A 22,663-nucleotide genomic window follows, 5' to 3' on the forward strand; every position below is an offset into this window, starting at 1 on the left:
TTAAGTATCAACGAGAGGATTCACCATGTCTGTAATTAAGATGACCGATCTGGATCTGGCTGGTAAACGCGTTTTTATCCGTGCCGACCTGAACGTACCAGTTAAAGAAGGGAAAGTAACCAGCGACGCGCGTATCCGTGCTTCCCTGCCGACCATCGAACTGGCCCTGAAGCAGGGTGCTAAAGTGATGGTAACTTCCCACCTGGGTCGTCCTACCGAAGGCGAGTACAACGAAGAATTCTCTCTGCTGCCGGTTGTTAACTACCTGAAAGACAAACTGTCTGCTCCGGTTCGCCTGGTAAAAGATTATCTGGACGGCGTTGAAGTCGCTGCCGGTGAGTTGGTGGTCCTGGAAAACGTTCGCTTCAACAAAGGCGAGAAGAAAGACGACGAAGTTCTGTCCAAAAAATATGCGGCGCTGTGCGACGTATTCGTCATGGATGCTTTCGGTACGGCTCACCGTGCGCAGGCTTCTACCCACGGTATCGGCAAATTCGCTGATGTAGCTTGCGCGGGTCCGCTGCTGGCTGCTGAGCTGGACGCGCTGGGCAAAGCGCTGAAAGAACCGGCTCGTCCGATGGTTGCTATCGTTGGTGGTTCTAAAGTTTCTACCAAACTGACCGTTCTGGACTCCCTGTCTAAAATCGCTGACCAGCTGATCGTTGGCGGCGGCATCGCGAACACCTTCGTTGCCGCTCAAGGCCACAACGTCGGTAAATCCCTGTACGAAGCCGACCTGGTTGACGAAGCTAAGCGTCTGCTGACTACTTGCGACATCCCGGTTCCGACCGACGTTCGCGTAGCGACTGAGTTCTCTGAAACTGCGCCGGCGACGCTGAAATCCGTTAGCGACGTGAAAGAAGACGAGCAGATCCTGGATATCGGCGACGCTTCTGCACAGCAGCTGGCTGAAATCCTGAAGAATGCGAAAACCATTCTGTGGAACGGCCCGGTTGGCGTGTTCGAATTCCCGAACTTCCGTAAAGGTACTGAAATCGTTGCTAACGCTATCGCAGACAGCGAAGCGTTCTCCATCGCGGGCGGCGGCGATACCCTGGCAGCAATCGACCTGTTCGGCATTGCTGACAAAATCTCCTACATCTCCACTGGCGGCGGCGCATTCCTCGAATTCGTGGAAGGTAAAGTATTGCCAGCAGTAGCGATGCTCGAAGAGCGCGCTAAAAAGTAAGCATTTAATGGGCAGGGAAACCTGCCCAATTATTAGCGCGCTTTAGAGCGCGCGCCCTTTCCAAGGCCGAAGATACAGGACTCGCAACATGTCTAAAATTTTTGATTTCGTAAAACCAGGCGTAATCACTGGTGATGACGTACAGAAAGTTTTCCAGGTAGCTAAAGAAAACAACTTTGCTCTGCCAGCTGTTAACTGCGTTGGTACCGACTCCATCAACGCCGTACTGGAAACCGCTGCAAAAGTTAAAGCGCCGGTAATCGTACAGTTCTCCAACGGTGGTGCTTCTTTCATCGCGGGTAAAGGCGTGAAGTCCGACGTGCCTCAGGGCGCTGCAATCCTGGGTGCTATCTCTGGCGCGCATCACGTTCACCAGATGGCTGAACATTACGGTGTTCCGGTTATCCTGCACACTGACCACTGCGCGAAGAAACTGCTGCCGTGGATCGACGGTCTGCTGGACGCGGGTGAAAAACACTTCGCAGCAACCGGCAAACCGCTGTTCTCTTCTCACATGATCGACCTGTCTGAAGAGTCTCTGGAAGAGAACATCGAAATCTGCTCCAAATACCTGGCGCGCATGTCCAAAATGGGCATGACCCTGGAAATCGAACTGGGTTGCACCGGTGGCGAAGAAGACGGCGTGGACAACAGCCACATGGACGCTTCCGCACTGTACACCCAGCCGGAAGACGTTGATTATGCGTACACCGAGCTGAGCAAAATCAGCCCGCGTTTCACCATCGCCGCTTCCTTCGGTAACGTACACGGCGTTTACAAGCCGGGTAACGTGGTTCTGACCCCGACCATCCTGCGCGACTCTCAGGACTATGTTTCTAAGAAACATAACCTGCCGCACAACAGCCTGAACTTCGTCTTCCACGGCGGTTCCGGTTCTACTGCTCAGGAAATCAAAGACTCCGTAAGCTACGGCGTAGTGAAAATGAACATCGATACCGATACCCAATGGGCGACCTGGGAAGGTGTTCTGAACTACTACAAAGCAAACGAAGCTTACCTGCAGGGCCAACTGGGTAACCCGAAAGGCGAAGATCAGCCGAACAAGAAATACTACGATCCGCGCGTTTGGCTGCGTGCTGGTCAGACAAGCATGATCACCCGTCTGGAACAGGCTTTCAAAGAACTGAACGCGGTTGACGTTCTGTAATTTACGCCGTTCTACGTGACATGAGGCCCGCCAATGCGGGCCTTTTTTATTGCCATTTCAACAGGCTGCTGGCAGAGATTTCTGTGATCTGTTTGGCAAAAATCAGGTTTATTGTTTACTCTTGTCAGATTGCCAGTCCCGGCGGGGCGGCTTTATTTTTTCCCATTTGGGTAAGCAAAAAAGGAATAGTGAATGGAAGATTTGAATGTTGTCGACAGCATAAACGGGGCGGGCACCTGGCTGGTCCGCAATCAGGAACTGCTGTTGAGCTATGCCGTCAACATCGTTGCGGCCATCGCCATTGTTATCATCGGTATGATTGTGGCGCGTATCGTATCAAACACCGTTAACCGTCTGATGGTGTCGCGGAAAATTGATGCAACGGTTGCCGATTTTCTCTCCGCACTGGTGCGCTACGGTATTATCGCTTTCACGCTGATTGCCGCGCTGGGCCGCGTTGGGGTGCAAACCGCCTCCGTGATCGCCGTTCTCGGTGCCGCAGGTTTAGCCGTGGGTCTGGCGCTGCAAGGTTCGCTGTCCAACCTTGCCGCCGGCGTGCTGTTGGTGATGTTCCGTCCGTTCCGCGCGGGTGAGTATGTAGACCTCGGCGGCGTAGCGGGAACCGTACTTAACGTGCAGATTTTCTCTACCACCATGCGTACCGTAGACGGTAAGATTGTGGTGATCCCAAACGGTAAAATCATTGCCGGGAACATCATTAACTTCTCTCGCGAACCGGTTCGTCGTAACGAATTCATTATCGGCGTGGCCTACGATTCCGATATCGATCAGGTGAAGAAAATCCTCACCGATATCATCCAATCCGATGAGCGCATCCTTAAAGATCGTGAAATGACGGTGCGTCTGAATGAGCTGGGCGCTTCTTCGATTAATTTCGTTGTACGCGTCTGGAGCAACAGCAGCGATCTGCAAAGCGTCTATTGGGACGTACTGGAGCGTATTAAGCGCGAGTTTGACGCCAACGGCATCAGCTTCCCGTATCCGCAGATGGATGTGAACTTCAAGCGTGTGAAAGAGAACGCGGCAGAGTAATCTATTTCTGCACCACGGTGCCGGATGGCGCTTCGCTTATCCGGCCTGGTCAGATTTCTATACTGTAGGCCGGATAAGGCGTTAGCTGCTATCCGGCAAAATATCCTCTCATTAATTTCTCTAATCTACGATTAATATTATCAATTTCCGCTAATGATTCTCCCGCGCTATAGTCTGCTCCTAAGAGAAATAGTTCGGGATGAGTAACGTGTTATCTTATTATTTTCAAGGGCTTGCGCTTGGCGCGGCCATGATACTACCGCTTGGTCCGCAAAACGCCTTTGTAATGAACCAGGGCATTCGTCGCCAGTATCACATCATGATTGCATTACTCTGTGCCATCAGCGATCTGGTGCTGATTTGCGCGGGGATCTTTGGCGGTAGCGCCTTGCTGATGCAGTCACCGTGGCTGATGGCGCTGGTCACCTGGGGGGGAGTGGCGTTTCTACTCTGGTACGGTTTCGGTGCGTTAAAAACGGCGATGAGCAGTAATCTGGAACTGGCCAGCGCTGAAGTAATGAAGCAGGGGCGCTGGAAAATCATCGCCACTATGCTGGCGGTGACCTGGCTTAACCCACACGTTTATCTGGATACCTTTGTGGTGTTGGGGAGTCTCGGAGGCCAACTGGACGTTGAACCTAAGCGCTGGTTTGCGCTGGGTACCGTCAGCGCCTCGTTCCTGTGGTTCTTTGGTCTGGCATTGCTGGCGGCCTGGCTGGCACCGCGTCTGCGCACTGCTAAAGTACAGCGTATCATCAATATCTTAGTAGGATTAGTGATGTGGTTTATCGCTTTTCAGCTGGCAAAAGAAGGTGTTACGCATGTTCATGCGCTGTTCAACTAAGTGTTGTCTGATGGACAACGCAGCGAGATCGGCTAAGCTTGCCTGCATGTGCCCTGAGTTTCGGGGTAATTAATGAAACATGGAGGAACGACCGTGAAGTTCAAAATAATGGCCCTGGCGGCATTAGTCGGATTCAGCGCACTATCGGTACAGGCAAATGAGTTGCCAAACGGACCGCACATCGTGACTTCCGGAACGGCAAGCGTGGATGCAACGCCTGATATCGCCACCCTGGCGATTGAAGTCAATGTTGCTGCGAAGGATGCGGCTTCAGCGAAGAAGCAAGCCGATGAGCGCGTGGCGCAATATCTGTCCTTCCTTGAGCAGAATCAGATAGCGAAGAAAGACATTAGCGCTGCCAACCTGCGCACGCAGCCGGACTACGATTACCAGAACGGCAAAAGCATCCTCAAAGGTTATCGTGCGGTGCGTACCGTTGAAGTGACGCTGCGTCAGTTGGACAAACTCAACGCTCTGCTTGATGGCGCGCTAAAGGCTGGTCTGAATGAGATCCGTTCGGTATCGCTTGGCGTTGCCCAACCGGATGCCTACAAAGATAAGGCGCGTAAAGCGGCAATTGATGATGCAATTCATCAGGCTGAACAGCTGGCGGCGGGCTTTAACAGCAAACTGGGACCCGTTTATAGCGTGCGCTACCACGTGTCCAATTATCAGCCGAGCCCGATGGTACGGATGATGAAAGCAGATGCAGCGCCTGCGGCATCCGCTCAGGAAACCTACGAACAGCCGGTTATTCAGTTTGACGATCAGGTTGATGTGGTCTTCCAGATTGAACCGACGGCGGGGCAGCCGGCAGCCACACCTGCCAAAACCCAGTAATCTTTTCAAACCCGGCCTTCCAGCCGGGTTTTTTCTGTGAGCAACTGTAAAAATGAGATCTCACATCCAGTCTTTTTTTTCGCCGTAATGAGGATAGGCCATAGCGATTTTTAAGGGGACGCTATGGATATTTTTATCTCGAAAAAGATGCGTAATTTCATTCTGCTGGCGCAAACCAATAACATCGCCAGAGCGGCAGAAAAAATCCATATGACCGCATCGCCTTTCGGTAAAAGCATTGCCGCACTGGAAGATCAAATCGGCTATACGCTGTTTACCCGCAAAGATAACAACATCAGCCTGAATAAAGCCGGGCAGGAGCTCTATCAGAAACTGTTCCCTGTTTATCAGCGTCTCTCTGCTATTGATAACGAAATCCATAACGCCTCTCGCCGCTCGCGAGAAATCGTCATCGGCATCGACAATACCTATCCAACGATTATTTTCGACCAGTTGATTAGCCTTGGCGACAAGTACGATGGCGTGACGGCTCAGGCCATTGAATTCAGCGAGAATGGGGTGATCGATAACCTGTTCGATCGGAAACTGGATTTTATTATCTCACCGCAGCACGTTTCCCCTCGCGTGCAGGAACTGGAAAATCTGGCGATTAGCGAGTTGTCTCCGCTGCGTCTGGGGTTTCTCGTTTCCCGGCGCTACGAAGAAAAACAGCCGCATGAGCTGCTACGTGAGCTGCCCTGGCTGCAAATGCGCTTCCAGAATCGCGCCAACTTTGAGGCGATGCTCGATGCTTACATGCGGCCCTGCGGAATTCATCCGACGATTATCTACCGCCCGTACAGCTTTATGGCCAAGATTAGCGCGGTGGAGCGTGGGCAGTTTTTGACGGTGATCCCCCATTTCGCCTGGCGGCTGGTTAACCCCTCGACGTTGAAATATTTTGATGCGCCCGGCAGCCCTATGTATATGCAGGAGTTTCTCTATTCGCTGAAAAACCATCGTTATACCGCCACGATGCTTCAGCATATTGCTGAAGATCGTGAGGGTACGGCAAGTTAAACGAGCATCGATCCGGTTTCGATCAGGTTACGATGCAGATCGAACGCATGGCTGAGATCGTGATGGATATGCCCGCCGGGCGCTCGTTCCAGATAACGGTGCAGGTAGTCCCGATACAGAGGATGCGCACAGTTATCGATAATCGTGTGCGCCCGCTGCATCGGGGATAACCCACGCAGATCGGCAATCCCCTGTTCGGTGACGATCACTTTGACGCTATGTTCGCTGTGATCGACATGGCTGCACATCGGTACGATGGTGGAGATTTTCCCGCCTTTGGCAATCGACGGCGCCATAAAGATCGACAGGTAGGCGTTGCGCTCGAAATCGCCGCTGCCGCCAATGCCATTCATCAGGTTCACACCTGCTACGTGTGTGGAATTGGCATGACCGTAGATGTCAAACTCCAGACCGACATTGAGCGCAATGACGCCCAGCCGACGAATGATTTCCGGGTTATTGGAAATCTCCTGCGGGCGCAGCACAATCCGGCTGGCGAAGAAGTCCATGTTGTCATAAATCTTCTGCAGCGATGGGGCTGAAATGGTCAAACTGGAGGCGCTGGCGCCGGTTATCTTGCCCGTTTCCAGCAGATGCACCACAGATTCTTGCAACACCTCGGAATACATCATAAAGGGTGGAATATCCGGGTTCTCGCCCAGTCGCGCCATTACCGCGTTGTTGATATTGCCCACGCCGCTTTGTAAGGGCAGGAATTCCGCCGGAATGCGTTTGTGCGCCATTTCCGCCAGCAGAAATGTCACCACGTTATCGGCAATTTGCTGACTGACCGGATTACTCTTATCCGCGGCATTTCCGGCATCGGGCAGTTCGGTATCCACGACCGCGATAATTTTTTTCGGGTCTATCTGCACACACTGGCTGCCCACGCGATCCATGGTGTGAAAAATCGGCACGCTGTTTCGCCGCGGCGGCGCGCCGGGTATCACAATGTCGGCAAACTCCGCCACGCGCGGGTTATGGTAATGATTCAGTTCGATAATCACCTTTTTCGCCCGCAGCAGCCAGGTCGGCGCGTTGCCGATGCCGCTGGAAAGCCAAATCCGACCATCTGGCGCAATGGCGGAGGCTTCAATGACGGCAACATCGATCTCGCCAAAAAAGCCATAATTGACCATTTGCGCCACTTCGCTCAAATGGAGATCGACAAACCTCACCTGACCCTGATTAATTTTCTCGCGCAGGCCCGATGATGTTTGATAGGGAGCCCGCCAGGAAACGGCATCCGCCGCGGATAACGCATCATCAGCGGCAGCGCCAATTGAGGCTCCTGTCAGCAGGCGGATTTGAAAAGGTTGCCCGACCTGATGCCGTTCGCAGGCGAGTTGAGCAATTGCGTTAGGTAATGCTTTTGGCGAACCCGCAGGGGTAAAGCCGCTGAATGCCACCATATCGTCGTGCTGGATAATTTCTGCCGCTTCTTCGGCACTCATCCGTTTCATGGCCGTCTCCTTCCTCGGGCGTGATTAATGGCCGACAAAATTGGGTTTACGTTTTTCCATAAACGCGTTCATCCCTTCCTGATAATCCTCGCTGTCGTACACCGCGCGGCGCATGCCCTGAATACGCTCAAATTCGTCTGAGTTCATGGTGTGCGCTTCGCCCAGCACGCGCAGTTCTTCTTTAATGACGGCGATGGCCAGCGGCGCTTTCTCCGAGATGTGGTGCGCCATTTGCAGAGTGAAATCCTCCAGTTCGTCGACAGGAACCACATGGTTGAGGATCCCGACGGCCATCGCTCGCTGAGCGGTAATCGGCGAGGCGGTAAAGATCAGCTCTTTCACGATGTGGAACCCAGCATCGCGGGTCAGGTTGTGGATGCCGACCAGGTTATACGGTACCCCGAGGTTGACCGGTGTCATCGAGAAGGTAGAGGTTTCAGCGGCGATGATCAGATCGGAACTCATGATCATCTCAAACGCGCCGCCCCAGACGCTCCCCTCAACCATGGAGATCACTGGTTTTGGATATTTCTGAATCATGCGGGTGATCTGGCGCAGCGGATCGTCATAAGAGAGCGGATCGCGACGTCCTGAGGGAAGTTCATGAATATCATGCCCGGCAGAGAACACTTTGGCCCCGCTCGGGGCGCGCAAAATGATGCAGCGAATTTCCGCACGATTAAGATCGCTCAGCGCCTGCATCAGATCGTCGATAAACACTTTGCTCAGCGCATTGAGTTTGCGGGTGTAATTGAACTCAATAACCGCGACTTTCTGGATGATGACTACGTTGACGTATTGATAAGACATAATGTTCTCTTTATTCAAAGTAATGATGCTGGATAAATTCACTGATGTGACGCAGACCGGTACGCGGCGAAAGGTCGTTATTTTTGACGGCCTGCAGTGTCTGCTGGAAATAACGGTCGAAATCAGTCCGGGTAAACAGCAGATGCAAAGCTTCTTCTTCAGCCTGCTTGTGTAACCAGTCCACCGCTTGCTGCTGGCGGACTTTTTCCAGTCGACCGCTGACGGTAAGGCACGTTTTAAAGTCAGTTATCGCCTGCCAAATCTCCTCGATGCCACGTTTTTCCAGAGCGCTACAGGCCAGAACCTGCGGCTGCCACTCGTCATACTTGCGGCGCAGAATATGCAGGGCGGATTCGTACATATGGCGGGCGATGGCAACCTGGTTACGGTTATCACCGTCGTCCTTGTTGATGACGACCAGATCCGCCATCTCCATCAGGCCCTTTTTGATGCCCTGCAAATCGTCGCCACCGCCGGCAATTTGCAGTGAGATAAAGCAATCCACCATGCCGGCGACTTCAGTTTCTGACTGCCCGACGCCGACGGTTTCCACAATCACCACGTCAAAACCCGCCGCTTCGCACAACAGCATTAATTCACGGGCGCGCTGGCTGGCGCCGCCTAAATGACCGCTGGAAGGCACCGGGCGGATAAATGCCGATTCTGCGCGGGACAGTTCCGTCATCCGGGTTTTATCGCCAAGAATGCTGCCGCCGCTAACGGGACTACTGGGATCGACCGCAATCACAGCCACCCGTAATCCCCGACGGATCAACAGCATACCGAACGCCTCCAGAAAGGTGCTTTTGCCCGCGCCCGGCGTGCCCGTGATGCCCAGACGCAGCGCGTTACCGGTGAACGGCATTATCGCGTCCAGCAATTGCGTACTCAGTGGCTGGTGGCGCGGGTGGCTGCTTTCAACCAGCGTCATCGCCTGGGCAAGCGTGGCCCGTTCACCGCGCCGCAAGCGTCGGACGGCATCGTCAAGCGTGGCGGCGTTAATCATGATGCTGACTGATCCGGGTCAATACATCGCGGACGCTGTCGAGCATTGGCGTGCCGGGGCCATAAATGGCTGCCACGCCATGCTCGTACAGGAAGGCGTAGTCCTGTGGTGGTATCACACCGCCTGCCACCACGCAGATATCTGCGCGTCCCCAGCCTTTGAGCGCCGTGACCAGTTCAGGGATCAACGTCTTATGCCCTGCAGCCAGTGACGATGCGCCTATGACATGTACATCGTTTTCTACCGCCAGACGGGCGATCTCTTCTGGCGTGGAGAACATCGGACTGAGATCGACGTCGAAGCCGAGATCGGAGTAGGCGCTGGCGATCACTTTCGCGCCGCGATCGTGACCATCCTGGCCCATCTTGGCGATCAGGATCCGAGGTCGGCGACCATTTTCCGCGAGGAACTGTTCGGTTTGCGCAACAATGGCGTCGAACTCATTGGCGGATTTGTCGGACTGGTGATAGCTTTGCGCAATCACGCCGGTGACGCACTGGCTGGGCACCAGATAGCGGTCAAAAGCGGCTTCCAGCGCGTCGGAGATCTCACCGAGCGTGGCGCGAACGCGGGCGGCGTTAACGGCGGCGGCCAGCAGATTTTCATTATGCTGCGCGGCGTGGGTCAGCGCCGTCAGCGCGGCGTTGACGGCCTCATTGTCGCGAGTGGCGCGGATATGCTGTAGTGAAGCAATCTGTTCGTTGCGCACCTTCACGTTGTCGATTTCCAGTACCGACGTTTCGTCTTCTTTATCCAGCTTGTACTTGTTCACGCCAACGATGACGCGTTTGCCCTGGTCGATCAGCGACTGCTCGCGCGCCGAAGCTTCTTCGATCATTCGTTTGGGGAGTCCAGCTTCAATCGCCTTCGCCATGCCGCCCGCTTCATCAATTTGTTTAATGATCGTGCGCGCCTGCTTCACGATTTGATCGGTCAATGACTCCACGTAGTACGATCCGGCCAGCGGATCGACGGTGCGGCAGATCTCTGACTCTTCCTGAATGATGATCTGCGTATTACGCGCGATGCGGGCGGAGAAATCGGTGGGCAGACCGAGCGCTTCATCAAAGGCGTTGGTATGCAGAGACTGGGTGCCGCCAAGCGTGGCGCCGAGCGCTTCAATGGTTGTGCGGATCACGTTGTTGTAGGGATCCTGTTCGGTCAGACTCCAGCCGGAGGTCTGGCAGTGGGTACGCAGAGCGAGAGATTTCGGGTTGGTTGCGCCAAAACCGCTGACCGCCTCGCTCCACAAATAGCGAGCCGCGCGCAGCATGGCGACGTTCATAAACAGATCCATGCCGATACCGAAGAAGAATGACAGACGCGGGGCGAAGTCATCAATTTTCAGCCCGGCAGACAGTGCGGCTTTGATGTACTCAATGCCGTCAGCCAGCGTAAACGCCACCTGCTGGACGCAGTTCGCTCCGGCTTCCCCCATGTGATAACCGCTGATACTGATGGTGTTATAGCGCGGCATATTGGCGGAGCACCAGGCGATGATGTCGGCGATGATGCGCATTGAAGGCTTTGGTGGATAAATGTAGGTGTTGCGGCACAGAAACTCTTTCAGAATATCGTTCTGAATGGTCCCGGTGAGCTGTTCCGGCGTTACGCCTTGCTCCTCAGCCGCGACGATATAAAACGCCAGGACCGGCAGCACCGCGCCGTTCATCGTCATCGACACCGACATCTTATCCAGCGGGATCTGATCAAACAGCACCTTCATATCTTCGACGGTATCGATCGCCACGCCCGCTTTGCCGACATCGCCCGCCACGCGCGGGTTGTCAGAGTCATAGCCGCGGTGGGTGGCAAGGTCAAAGGCAACGGAAAGTCCTTTTTGTCCGGCGGCGAGGTTGCGGCGGTAAAAGGCGTTGGATTCTTTGGCGGTAGAGAAACCAGCATACTGGCGGATGGTCCACGGCTGCGCGGTATACATGGTGGCGCGTGGGCCGCGCACGTAAGGCGGCAGGCCGGGCAGGGTGCCCGTGACTTCCAGATTATCGAGGTCAGCCTCGGTGTACAGCGGCTTGATGACAATCCCTTCCGCTGTCTGTCTTTCCAGCGACTCAACGGTTTTTTCCCGTCGACTGAGTTCTTTATTGGCAAGTGTTTGCCACTCTTGCACGTTAGCCATTTTTTGCTCCGTATTACGCAATAAGTTGAATCTTTACGAGATACGGTGAGCTTTTTCATTTGGCTTGTCGCCAGCAAAAAATAGCCAACAGCGCGTCGTTTTTTGCCGCGTGGTATGTTTTATTTTGTGATGTATTTCAAAGACGTGGCGGGAATAACATGAAAAAGCGGTAAGAGGGGGTAGGCCGGATAAGGCGTTACGTCGCCATCCGGCACTCAGAGGCTACAAACAGTTTAATCCTGACGCAGTACGTTGTGACCGTAAGCCAGCAGCGCGTCGGTAACGTTGCGCATCATGCGGCTTTCCGGCGCAAAACGGTGCCAGTACAACATCCGACGCTGGAACAGGCCCGGCGTCAAGTCGATAAGCTCGCCGCTTTCCAGCTCTTTTTCTATCTGTAAGTGCGGGATCATGCAGCAGGTCGTGCCCTGACGGGCCAACTGGACGAAGGCTTCTGATGAGTTAACGATATGGCACGGCACGCTGCCTGGCGGCAGATCGAAGTTTTGTTGCAGGAACGCCTGATGCATATCATCAAGATGGTCAAACGCTACCGCCGGGGCTTTCAGCAGGGCAGAGCGAGTGACGCCGTTCGGGAAATAGCGCTCGGCGAACGCTTTTGAACCCACAAACAGGTAATCCAGCGCGCCAAGTTTATCCACCAGACAGCTTGGCAGCGCCTGATGTTGAATACTCACCGCACCGACCACTTCACCACGGCGCAGACGTTCCTGCGTGCGCGTTTCATCCTCAACCTGCAGGTTCAGGCGAATCGGCGAATTAGCCAGTACCGGGGCCAGCGCCGGAAGCAACCAGGTCGCCAGACTGTCGGCGTTCACCGCCAGCGAAAGCAGCAGCGGCGTGGAGCCAGTTTGCTCATCACCCAGCCACTCATCTTCCAGCAGTTCAACCTGGCGTAAAAGCGCCAGGAGTTTCTGCCCTTGTTCAGTAGGGCGAGGCGGTACGGTACGCACCAGCAGCGGCTGTCCGAACATATTCTCAAGCTGTTTTATGCGCTGTGAAACGGCGGATTGCGTGATGCACAGCTTTTGCGCCGCGCGCTCAAATCCTCGTTCACGAATAACCGCATCCAGTGCTTGTAGTGTTCTGTAGTCCGGACGTTTCATTGCTTTGGCGCACTCCTGAAATTTTTGCTTGTTCTGCACTATGACACAAATTTGGGTTGGGTAAAGACGAAATCAGCCACCCGGGAGCGGGTGTGGGGACATTTTTCTGCACAATGTTCTATAATGCGCGTGAATTTTCCCACCATATTCACACCACAGGCGAAACGATCATGACGCAGGATGAACTGAAAAAAGCAGTAGGATGGGCGGCACTTCAGTATGTACAGCCCGGTACCATTGTGGGCGTAGGTACAGGTTCAACAGCCGCACACTTTATTGATGCGCTGGGCACAATGAAAGGTCAGATTGAAGGCGCGGTGTCCAGTTCTGACGCCTCGACCGAAAAACTCAAAAGCCTTGGCATCCACGTGTTCGATCTTAACGAAGTGGACAGCCTCGGCGTCTACGTTGACGGCGCAGATGAAATCAACGGCCATATGCAGATGATTAAAGGCGGTGGCGCAGCGTTGACCCGTGAAAAAATCATTGCTTCCGTGGCGAAGAAATTTATCTGCATCGCTGACGCGTCCAAAGAAGTCGATATTCTCGGTAACTTCCCGTTGCCGGTAGAAGTTATCCCAATGGCGCGTAGCGCAGTGGCTCGCCAGTTGGTGAAGCTGGGCGGTCGTCCTGAATACCGTCAGGGCGTGGTAACTGACAATGGTAACGTGATCCTTGACGTGCATGGTCTGGAAATCCTCGACGCTATCGCACTGGAAAACGCCATTAATGCGATTCCGGGCGTGGTAACCGTAGGTTTGTTCGCTAACCGTGGTGCGGATGTCGCGCTGATCGGTACCCCAGACGGCGTGAAAACTATCGTAAAATGATCTGATGGGAGCGTCTTCTCCCGTTAAAAAAATTTTGGCAGGGCAAATTTGGTGACTTGTGTCACGTTTACAATATTGCCCTGCCGATCTCTCCAAAGAAAAAGTTATCGCCAGTATTTTCCTCTGACATTTCCCGCTGAATGACATTTCCTCAGCATGACGACGCAAACGTTCATATTGCTGCAATATTATTTTTTGATATGTTGAAGAGGCGGATGAAAATCCCACACACAACACATCAGATTGGACAAAAAAGACAGGGTCGGGGAAATGGCAAAGGTATCACTGGAGAAAGATAAGATTAAATTTCTGCTGGTAGAAGGCGTGCACCAAAAAGCACTCGAGAGCCTTCGTGCAGCAGGTTATACCAACATCGAGTTTCACAAAGGCGCTCTGGACACCGAACAACTGAAAGAGTCCATCCGTGATGCTCACTTCATTGGCCTGCGATCCCGTACCCATCTGACTGAAGATGTAATTGCCGCCGCAGAAAAACTGGTCGCGATTGGTTGCTTCTGCATCGGCACCAACCAGGTTGATCTTAGCGCTGCGGCAAAGCGCGGGATCCCGGTGTTTAACGCGCCATTCTCTAACACACGTTCCGTTGCTGAACTGGTGATTGGCGAACTGCTGCTACTGCTACGCGGTGTACCAGAAGCGAACGCCAAAGCGCACCGCGGCGTGTGGAATAAACTGGCTACTGGCTCTTTTGAAGCGCGCGGCAAAAAACTGGGGATCATCGGCTACGGGCACATTGGTACTCAGTTAGGCATTCTGGCGGAATCGCTGGGGATGCATGTCTATTTCTATGATATTGAAAATAAACTTCCGCTGGGTAACGCCACGCAGGTTCAGCATCTTTCCGATCTGCTCAATATGAGCGACGTGGTAAGCCTGCACGTGCCGGAAAATGCCTCTACCAAAAACCTGATGGGTGCGCGTGAGATTTCGCTGATGAAACCGGGCGCGCTGCTGATTAACGCCGCACGCGGTACGGTGGTTGATATTCCTGCGTTGTGCGACGCGTTAGCGACCAAACATCTTGCAGGGGCGGCAATTGACGTGTTCCCAACCGAACCGGCAACGAACAGCGATCCGTTCACTTCGCCGCTGTGTGATTTCGACAACGTGATCCTGACGCCGCATATTGGTGGTTCCACGCTGGAAGCACAGGAAAATATCGGTCTGGAAGTGGCGGGGAAACTGATCAAGTATTCCGACAACGGCTCCACGCTGTCTGCGGTTAACTTCCCGGAAGTTTCGCTGCCGCTGCACGGTGGTCGTCGTCTGATGCACATTCACGAAAACCGTCCTGGCGTTCTGACCGCGCTGAACCAGATTTTTGCCGAGCAGGGCGTCAACATTGCCGCGCAGTATCTGCAGACTTCCGCGCAGGTAGGTTATGTGGTCATCGATATTGAAGCGGATGAAGATGTGGCGGAAAAAGCGCTGCTGGCGATGAAAGCCCTTCCGGGAACCATTCGCGCCCGTCTGCTGTACTAATTTCCTCTAAATGGGCAGGCGATGACCTGCCCATCTTTCCTCTGATTTCCCTGCCTCAAAATTTCTTTCTGTAACGCATACATTCTGTTTTCGAGCCTTGCCGCAATTGGCAACTAAAGGCAGTGCTGCGTGTTGTACAGCACTAAAAGAAATTTACGATAGGGGCTCAGCATCGCGCTGAAACGGGAAAGCCCCTGGCGAAGCAGGGGCTCTAAAAAGGAAAGGGACGATGATGAGATACGTCATCATGCTGCTGATCCTGTTAATCATCGCTTGCCCAGCATATTAACAGAGAGTACGCAGGAGGGAGGTTCGCCTCCCTCACCCTTCACCGAGGAATTTAGGTCAAAAAAACGGCGCTGTCAATCGGCAAAAAACGGCTACCACTGCCAAATTTTGGATGGTGTCACCACCGCAGGCAGTGGGATATCCCACTCTTCGACAGGCAGCTTTTCCACTAACTGGCAATCATGCGCGTAGCCCACGGGCTGGATCTTATGCTGCTGCCAGTTTTGCAACGTACGGTCATAAAATCCGCCGCCCATGCCCAGGCGCTGCCCGTCTTCATCAAACGCGACTAACGGCGTAACCAGTACATCCAGCTTTGCCAGCGGCAATACGTCGCGGACATCAAGTCGCGGCTCCTGGATCTTTAAGCGGTTGGTCACCAGCGCACTCTGCGGATGATAGTGCAGGAACAGCAGGTTGCCAGGGCTGAAGGGATGAAGAACCGGAAGGTAGACGCGCTTACCCGCTCGCCACAGCTGTTCGATCAGCGGTTGGGTGTCGAGTTCGCCATCGAAAGAGAGAAACACCGCTACGGTATGGGCAAGAACAACAGGGGGAAAACTGAGCATTCTGGTCGCGGCTTGCTGACCAAATTGTTGTTGCTGATCGCTGGTAAGCGCACGGCGACGCTGACGAATCAGTCTGCGTATTTCTTGTCGGGATAAAGGGAGTTCAGAAAGTAGTGTCATGGCTGTTGCCAGGTAGAAGGGAATCTCCGAGATGCCGCCGCAGGCTGTAACCCTTGAACCCTTGGTTCAAGGTGAATGTGTCGTCACAGTTTTAAGGCTTCTCGGACGAGCCGAGCATGCTCACCAACCGTGGAGCGCCACATTCTTGTGGTATGAAATATCGGCTCAGGGGACTGGCCCGCTTGCAAACATCTCAGAGAAATTTTGTCTTCACGGTCACTCTACCACAGTAAACCGAAAAGTGTTATTCAAAGTTTTGGCCCGTTTTTTCGGTTATGCGACCCTGATCAAGCAACGCTTGTTCGATGGTCTGTTGCAACATCCGAATACGTTGTTCCATGCTCGCCGCGTACTCACGCGTCTTCGCTTTTTCCTGAGTTAATTCATAGCTGATGTTCAACGCGGCGATGAAAACCAACTGCTCAGTATTTGTGACTCTAGTGCGAACTTTCAGATCTTGCAATCGCTGATTGAGATCGTCCGCAGCCTGATTCAACGCATCCCTTTGTTCAGGCGGGCAATTCACTCGCAGTGAACGGCCAAATATTTGGATATCGACGGGTTGTGCAGACATGCCACCTTCCTGCTGATTGACTGCGCTGCCTTCGTCTCCAGACCTTGGGTCCGCGAAGGGGCGACACTATAGCTACCCTGGTATCAAGATACAAGCCCTTTTCTGGTCCACCAGGGTCCAAAGTGGTAGCATATCATGAATATTCCTCCCTTTGATGACGAATGCTTATGTCTATACAGAACGAAATGCCTGGCTACAGCGAAGTTAGCCAGTTTTTGAACCAACAAGGGGCTGGATTAACCCCGGCCGAAATGCACGGCTTAATCAGCGGGATAATTTGTGGCGGTAACAACGACAGCTCATGGCAGCCGCTGTTGCACGACCTGACGAACGAAGGTCTGGCCTTTGGTCACGAGCTGGCTCAGGCGCTGCTGAAAATGCACTCTGCTACCAGTGATGCCCTTGAGGACGACGGCTTTCTTTTTCAGCTTTTTCTGCCTGAAGGTGATGACGTCAGCGTATTCGATCGCGCCGATGCGCTGGCTGGCTGGGTAAACCACTTCCTGCTGGGCCTCGGCGTCACGCAGCCTAAGCTCGACAAAGTGACCGGCGAAACCGGTGAAGCGATTGACGACCTGCGCAATATCGCCCAGTTGGGCTATGACGAAGACGAAGATCAGGAAGAGCTGGAAATGTCGCTCGAAGAGATCATCGAATACGTGCGTGTAGCCGCCTTGCTGTGCCATGACACGTTTACGCGTCAGCAGCCGACTGCGCCGGAAGTCCGTAAACCGACTCTGCACTAAATACAACAACGCCAAGGAGAGTGTTATGAGTGAGATATCTCAGCAAGAATTCCAGCGTCGTCGTCAGGCTTTGCTGGCACAAATGCAGCCCGGCAGCGCCGCGCTGATTTTTGCCGCGCCGGAAGCGACGCGCAGCGCGGACAGTGAATACCCGTACCGCCAGAACAGTGATTTCTGGTATTTCACCGGCTTTAACGAGCCTGAAGCCGTGCTGGTGCTGATTAAAAGTGATGATACTCATAACCACAGCGTTTTGTTCAACCGGGTTCGCGATCTGACGGCGGAGATCTGGTTTGGCCGCCGTCTGGGCCAGGATGCCGCGCCGGCAAAACTCGGCGTTGACCGGGCGCTGGCCTTCAGTGAAATCAACCAACAGCTGCACTTGCTGCTCAATGGCCTGGACGCGGTGTATCACGCACAGGGCGAGTACGCTTGGGCCGACGAAATTGTCTGCACGGCGCTGGATAAACTACGCAAAGGTTCCAGACAAAATCTGCACGCGCCTGGCGCGATCATCGACTGGCGTCCGATGGTGCATGAAATGCGCCTGTTCAAATCACCAGAAGAGATTGCGATCATGCGCCGTGCCGGAGAGATCACCGCCCTGGCGCATACCCGCGCGATGGGAAAATGCCGTCCGGGGATGTTTGAATACCAACTGGAGGGGGAGATTCACCACGAATTTACCCGCCACGGCGCGCGTTATCCGTCCTATAACACCATTGTCGGAAGCGGTGAAAACGGCTGTATCCTGCATTACACCGAAAATGAAAGTGAAATGCGCGATGGCGACCTGGTGCTGATTGACGCTGGCTGTGAATACAAAGGCTATGCGGGCGACATTACGCGTACTTTTCCGGTTAATGGCAAATTTACCCCCGCGCAGCGTGAAATCTACGATATCGTGCTGGAATCCTTAGAGACCAGCCTACGTCTGTATCGCCCCGGAACTTCCATTCAGGACGTCACCGGTGAAGTTGTGCGCATCATGATTACCGGTCTGGTGAAGCTTGGCATATTGCACGGCGACGTCGACCAGTTAATTACCGAGAATGCGCATCGGCCATACTTTATGCATGGCCTTAGCCACTGGCTGGGGCTGGATGTGCACGATGTTGGCGTTTATGGTCAGGATCGTTCGCGTATCCTTGAGCCAGGAATGGTGCTGACCGTCGAGCCTGGGTTATATATCGCGCCGGATGCCGATGTACCGGCTGCTTATCGGGGCATTGGCATTCGTATAGAAGATGACATCCTTATCACCGAAGACGGTAATGAAAATCTGACCGCCAGCGTGGTGAAGAAAGCGGATGATATTGAAGCCTTAATGGCTGCGGCGCGACTGCAATGAGCGTAATTATCGTTGGTGGTGGCATGGTCGGCGCGACGCTGGCGCTGGCCATTTCCCAGCTCAGTCATGGGACGCTGCCAGTTCATCTGATAGAAGCGAGCGAACCTGAAACTGACCGTCATCCTGGGTTTGACGCCCGGGCGATTGCGCTGGCGGCAGGAACCTGTCAGCAGCTGGCGCGAATTGGCGTGTGGCAGGCGATTGCCGATTGCGCAACGGCAATCAAAACGGTCCACGTCAGCGATCGCGGTCATGCCGGATTTGTTACGCTGGATGCGCAGGAATATCGTCTCCCGGCGCTGGGGCAGGTGGTGGAACTCCACGATGTTGGGCTGCGTCTGTTTGCGCTACTGCGTAAAGCGCCGGGCGTCACGCTGCATTGTCCCGATCGCGTAGCCAGCGTGTCGCGTACGCAGGGCCATGTTGAGGTCACACTGGAAAATGGCGAGTCCATTACCGGTCGCGTGGTGGTCGCCGCTGACGGTACACGTTCCGCGCTGGCTACCGCCTGCGGTGTGGACTGGCTGCAGCAGCCTTATGAACAACTGGCGGTAATCGCCAATGTCTCGACCTCCGTTCCCCACGATGGGCGCGCGTTTGAACGTTTCACGCAGTATGGCCCGCTGGCAATGCTCCCGATGTCTGATGGTCGCTGCTCGCTGGTGTGGTGCCATCCGCTGGATCAGCGCGATGAGATCATGGCCTGGTCCGACGAACGGTTTTGCCGTGAATTGCAAACCGCGTTTGGCTGGCGGCTGGGACGTATTACCCAGACCGGTAAACGCAGCGCTTATCCGCTGTCATTAACCACTGCGCTGAAGGCGATTACCCATCGTACCGTGCTGGTGGGGAACGCCGCTCAGACGCTACATCCCATTGCCGGACAAGGTTTCAACCTTGGTCTGCGCGACGTAATGAGCCTGGCTGAGACGTTAACTCAGGCGCAAAACTGCGCGGAAGATATTGGTGATTACGCAGTGCTGGCACGCTATCAGCAACGTCGTGAGCGCGATCGCGAAACGACAATTGGCGTAACCAACAATCTGGTGTATCTGTTTGCCAACCGCTGGGCCCCGCTGGTTGTTGGGCGAAATGCCGGGCTGATGGCGATGGAGTTATTCACACCCGCGCGCGATGCGCTGGCGGAGCGGACCCTGGGTTGGGTTGCGCGATAAATATGGCCTGTAAGCCGGATGGCGGCGTAAATGCCTTATCCGGCCTACGGTTTTGATTGTTCCGGTTTCCAGGAGTAAACAGTGCAAAGTGTTGATGTAGCAATTGTCGGTGGCGGCATGGTGGGACTGGCGGTTGCCTGCGGCTTGCAGGGCAGCGGGTTACGCGTTGCGGTGTTAGAACAACATGTTCCGCAGCCGTTGGCGGTGGATGCACCTCCTCAGCTTCGCGTGTCGGCAATCAATGCCGCCAGTGAAAAACTGCTTACTCGTTTGGGCGTCTGGTCAGATATCGTTGCCCGTCGCGCGTGCTGCTATCACGGTATGGAAGTCTGGGACAAAGACAGCTTCGGGCGCATTGAGTTTGACGACCAGAGCATGGGCTACAGCCATTTGGGCCACATCGTCGAAAACGCAGAGATCCATCACGCGCTATGGCAAAAGGCGCAGCGTTCGCCGGATATTACGCTGCTGGCGCCCGCTGAAATACAGCAGGTAGCCTGGGGTGAGAACGAGGCATTTCTGACTCTGAAAGAGGGCACTATGCTGACGGCTCGCCTGGTGATCGGCGCGGATGGCGCTAACTCCTGGCTGCGTAATAAAGCAGACATTCCGCTCACTTTCTGGGATTACCGTCATCATGCGCTGGTGGCGACGATCCGTACGCAGGAAGCTCACGGCGCGGTTGCGCGCCAGGCGTTTCACGGCGAGGGTATCCTGGCATTCCTGCCGCTCAGTGACCCGCATCTGTGCTCTATCGTCTGGTCACTTTCTCCGCAGGAAGCCGAACGCATGCAGCAGGCAAGCGTTGATGAGTTTAATCAGGCGCTGAATATCGCTTTTGATAACCGTCTGGGACTGTGCAGCGTTGAAAGCGAACGGCAGACGTTTCCGCTGACGGGACGCTATGCTCGTCAGTTCGCCGCCCATCGTCTGGCGCTGGTGGGGGATGCGGCGCATACCATCCACCCGCTGGCGGGTCAGGGGGTTAACCTCGGCTTTATGGATGCGGCAGAGCTTATCGATGAGCTTAAGCGGCTACAACGTCAGGGCAAAGATATTGGCCAGTATATCTATTTGCGTCGTTATGAGCGCAGCCGTAAGCACAGCGCAGCAATGATGCTGGCCGGTATGCAGGGCTTCCGTGAACTGTTTGCCGGCGAGAATCCGGCGAAAAAACTGCTGCGTGATATTGGTCTGAAACTGGCCGATACCCTTCCGGGTGTAAAACCGCAGCTCATCCGTCAGGCGATGGGACTGAACGATCTTCCCGAGTGGCTACGCTAGCGTCCGTAAGGACAATCTTAAGAGTTTGAGACCCGTCACATTTTCCTCTCCCGGCCCTCGCGCCGGGATGCTTCTCTCATTTGAAATAATCTAATTCCACACCTTTTTTCGCATTAGTTTTTTTAATATCACGTTTTTTTCATAACGCCATTTTTGACATTTTTTCCATATTTAATGTGGCTTGATGCTGATTTTTTCTTCTCTTTCCTGTTTGTTATTCTGATTTTTTGGCGTACTTGTGGGTTTATATTCTGTCGTCGATCTGGCCATTTTTTGCCATAAGCTAATGTGATGGCTAATTTTGCCTTATGGTTTAGCGTCTGTTTCGGTGGTAAGTTCAGGACAAAGAGAACGTTTGCGTCGTAGCCCCTGGAGCGGCTGCGGTGCTGGGTTTCGTGGCGAAAATTTCACCGCGAAAGAGTTGGTAGCCCCGCTTATTCAACGAGGAAAAGATGGCTCAACAGACTCCTTTGTACGAACAACACACGCTATGTGGCGCGCGCATGGTAGATTTCCATGGCTGGATGATGCCACTGCATTACGGTTCTCAGCTCGATGAACACCATGCTGTTCGCACCGATGCCGGTATGTTTGATGTGTCGCATATGACCATCGTCGACCTGCGCGGCAGCCGCACCCGGGAGTTCTTGCGTTATCTGCTGGCAAACGACGTTGCGAAGCTAACGAAGACGGGTAAAGCCCTCTACTCCGGTATGCTTAACGCATCGGGCGGTGTGATAGATGACCTGATTGTCTATTACTTCACTGAAGATTTCTTCCGCCTCGTTGTAAACTCCGCCACCCGCGAAAAAGACCTCTCCTGGATTACCCAACACGCTGAACCCTACGCCATCGACATCACCGTTCGTGACGACCTGTCGCTGATTGCGGTGCAGGGGCCAAACGCGCAGGAAAAAGCAGCCACGTTGTTTACTGACGAACAGCGCCATGCGGTAGAAGGTATGAAGCCGTTCTTTGGCGTTCAGGCGGGTGATTTGTTTATCGCAACCACCGGTTATACCGGCGAAGCAGGCTATGAAATCGCCATGCCGAATGAAAAAGCGGCTGATTTCTGGCGTGCGCTGGTACAAGCAGGCGTCAAACCTTGCGGTCTGGGCGCGCGTGACACGCTGCGTCTGGAAGCGGGTATGAACCTGTATGGTCAGGAGATGGACGAAGGGATTTCTCCGCTGGAAGCCAACATGGGTTGGACCATTGCGTGGGAACCTGCCGACCGCGACTTTATTGGTCGTGAAGCACTGGAAATGCAGCGCGACAAAGGCCATGAACAGCTGGTCGGACTGGTGATGACCGAGAAGGGCGTGCTGCGTAATGAACTGCCAGTCCGTTTCACTGACACTTCCGGTAACCAACATGAAGGCATTATCACCAGCGGAACATTCTCCCCAACCCTGGGCTACAGCATCGCGCTGGCGCGTGTCCCTGCGGGTATCGGTGAGACAGCGATCGTGCAGATCCGTAACCGCGAAATGCCAGTAAAAGTCACTAAACCTGTTTTTGTGCGTAACGGCAAAGCCGTCGCGTGATTCATCCTTTTTGGAGATT

The 22,663-nt window shown here is 54.1% G+C and carries 20 protein-coding genes and 1 other RNA gene; 13 read left to right on the forward strand and 8 right to left on the reverse strand.

Annotated elements, in window-relative coordinates:
* The first annotated feature begins 25 nt into the window (after positions 1-25).
* The 6 genes from pgk to srsR all read left to right on the forward strand — a co-directional run bounded on the left by pgk (position 26) and on the right by srsR (position 6,114).
* The gene (pgk, locus tag AC534G_RS04170; protein WP_038633545.1) at positions 26-1,189 is read left to right on the forward strand and encodes a phosphoglycerate kinase; all 1,164 of its coding nucleotides are present in this window, start codon (positions 26-28) and stop codon (positions 1,187-1,189) included.
* An 88-nt stretch (positions 1,190-1,277) separates the two neighbouring features.
* Positions 1,278-2,357: a class II fructose-bisphosphate aldolase gene (gene fbaA, locus AC534G_RS04175; RefSeq protein ID WP_038633542.1), complete on the forward strand. Its 1,080-nt coding sequence runs from the start codon at positions 1,278-1,280 to the stop codon at positions 2,355-2,357.
* A gap of 192 nt (positions 2,358-2,549) precedes the next feature.
* The gene (locus tag AC534G_RS04180; protein ID WP_038633539.1) at positions 2,550-3,410 is read left to right on the forward strand and encodes a small-conductance mechanosensitive channel MscS; all 861 of its coding nucleotides are present in this window, start codon (positions 2,550-2,552) and stop codon (positions 3,408-3,410) included.
* Between the two features lie 208 nt (positions 3,411-3,618).
* The gene (gene argO / locus AC534G_RS04185) at positions 3,619-4,254 is read left to right on the forward strand and encodes an arginine exporter ArgO (RefSeq protein WP_110498786.1); all 636 of its coding nucleotides are present in this window, start codon (positions 3,619-3,621) and stop codon (positions 4,252-4,254) included.
* 93 nt (positions 4,255-4,347) lie between these two features.
* A complete protein-coding gene (locus AC534G_RS04190) occupies positions 4,348-5,094 on the forward strand; it encodes an oxidative stress defense protein (RefSeq protein WP_003027002.1) in 747 nt (248 codons plus the stop codon).
* A gap of 123 nt (positions 5,095-5,217) precedes the next feature.
* Entirely contained in the window at positions 5,218-6,114 is an 897-nt protein-coding gene (srsR, locus tag AC534G_RS04195) for a LysR family transcriptional regulator SrsR (protein ID WP_038633537.1), read from the forward strand.
* On the opposite strand, the gene scpC is transcribed toward srsR, so the two are convergent.
* The 5 genes from scpC to argP form a co-directional block, all read right to left on the reverse strand.
* On the reverse strand, positions 6,111-7,577 hold the full coding sequence (gene scpC, locus AC534G_RS04200) for a succinyl-CoA:acetate CoA-transferase ScpC (protein ID WP_038633535.1): 1,467 nt from the start codon (positions 7,575-7,577) through the stop codon (positions 6,111-6,113). The genes srsR and scpC overlap by 4 nt on opposite strands.
* Before the next feature lie 24 nt (positions 7,578-7,601).
* Positions 7,602-8,387, reverse strand: a complete 786-nt coding sequence (gene scpB, locus AC534G_RS04205; RefSeq protein WP_110496893.1) for a methylmalonyl-CoA decarboxylase — start codon at positions 8,385-8,387, stop codon at positions 7,602-7,604.
* A 10-nt stretch (positions 8,388-8,397) separates the two neighbouring features.
* Complete coding sequence (gene meaB, locus AC534G_RS04210; protein WP_038633531.1) at positions 8,398-9,393, reverse strand: methylmalonyl Co-A mutase-associated GTPase MeaB; 996 nt, start codon at positions 9,391-9,393, stop codon at positions 8,398-8,400.
* The gene (gene scpA / locus AC534G_RS04215; protein ID WP_496594504.1) at positions 9,386-11,530 is read right to left on the reverse strand and encodes a methylmalonyl-CoA mutase; all 2,145 of its coding nucleotides are present in this window, start codon (positions 11,528-11,530) and stop codon (positions 9,386-9,388) included. Before scpA ends, meaB begins: the two co-directional genes overlap by 8 nt.
* Before the next feature lie 233 nt (positions 11,531-11,763).
* Positions 11,764-12,657 (reverse strand): DNA-binding transcriptional regulator ArgP, encoded by an 894-nt coding sequence (gene argP, locus AC534G_RS04220; protein WP_032940465.1) that lies wholly within the window; start codon positions 12,655-12,657, stop codon positions 11,764-11,766.
* Between the two features lie 170 nt (positions 12,658-12,827).
* Between argP and rpiA the strand changes: the two genes are divergently transcribed.
* Together rpiA and serA are read left to right on the forward strand one after the other, a co-directional pair.
* On the forward strand, positions 12,828-13,487 hold the full coding sequence (gene rpiA, locus AC534G_RS04225; protein ID WP_016154364.1) for a ribose-5-phosphate isomerase RpiA: 660 nt from the start codon (positions 12,828-12,830) through the stop codon (positions 13,485-13,487).
* A gap of 270 nt (positions 13,488-13,757) precedes the next feature.
* On the forward strand, positions 13,758-14,990 hold the full coding sequence (serA, locus tag AC534G_RS04230; protein WP_006686878.1) for a phosphoglycerate dehydrogenase: 1,233 nt from the start codon (positions 13,758-13,760) through the stop codon (positions 14,988-14,990).
* A gap of 380 nt (positions 14,991-15,370) precedes the next feature.
* Here serA and AC534G_RS04235 read toward each other — a convergent pair whose 3' ends face one another.
* The 3 genes from AC534G_RS04235 to zapA form a co-directional block, all read right to left on the reverse strand.
* Positions 15,371-15,967: a 5-formyltetrahydrofolate cyclo-ligase gene (locus AC534G_RS04235; RefSeq protein ID WP_110496898.1), complete on the reverse strand. Its 597-nt coding sequence runs from the start codon at positions 15,965-15,967 to the stop codon at positions 15,371-15,373.
* 19 nt (positions 15,968-15,986) lie between these two features.
* A non-coding RNA gene (gene ssrS, locus AC534G_RS04240) (6S RNA) lies at positions 15,987-16,170 on the reverse strand.
* 41 nt (positions 16,171-16,211) lie between these two features.
* Positions 16,212-16,541: a cell division protein ZapA gene (zapA, locus tag AC534G_RS04245; RefSeq protein WP_003026980.1), complete on the reverse strand. Its 330-nt coding sequence runs from the start codon at positions 16,539-16,541 to the stop codon at positions 16,212-16,214.
* A gap of 167 nt (positions 16,542-16,708) precedes the next feature.
* On the opposite strand from zapA, the gene AC534G_RS04250 reads away from it, so the two are divergent.
* The 5 genes from AC534G_RS04250 (at position 16,709) to gcvT (ending at position 22,644) form a co-directional block, all read left to right on the forward strand.
* Positions 16,709-17,287 (forward strand): YecA/YgfB family protein, encoded by a 579-nt coding sequence (locus tag AC534G_RS04250; RefSeq protein ID WP_087856780.1) that lies wholly within the window; start codon positions 16,709-16,711, stop codon positions 17,285-17,287.
* Positions 17,288-17,312: 25 nt separating this feature from the next.
* Entirely contained in the window at positions 17,313-18,638 is a 1,326-nt protein-coding gene (gene pepP / locus AC534G_RS04255; RefSeq protein WP_199983119.1) for a Xaa-Pro aminopeptidase, read from the forward strand.
* Complete coding sequence (gene ubiH / locus AC534G_RS04260; RefSeq protein WP_110496900.1) at positions 18,635-19,813, forward strand: 2-octaprenyl-6-methoxyphenyl hydroxylase; 1,179 nt, start codon at positions 18,635-18,637, stop codon at positions 19,811-19,813. The genes pepP and ubiH overlap by 4 nt, the downstream gene beginning before the upstream one ends.
* Before the next feature lie 81 nt (positions 19,814-19,894).
* Positions 19,895-21,097 (forward strand): FAD-dependent 2-octaprenylphenol hydroxylase, encoded by a 1,203-nt coding sequence (gene ubiI / locus AC534G_RS04265; protein ID WP_110496902.1) that lies wholly within the window; start codon positions 19,895-19,897, stop codon positions 21,095-21,097.
* A 452-nt stretch (positions 21,098-21,549) separates the two neighbouring features.
* The gene (gcvT, locus tag AC534G_RS04270) at positions 21,550-22,644 is read left to right on the forward strand and encodes a glycine cleavage system aminomethyltransferase GcvT (protein ID WP_110496904.1); all 1,095 of its coding nucleotides are present in this window, start codon (positions 21,550-21,552) and stop codon (positions 22,642-22,644) included.
* Positions 22,645-22,663 lie beyond the last annotated feature (19 nt).

Source organism: Citrobacter sp. CRE-46, from assembly GCF_059615875.1.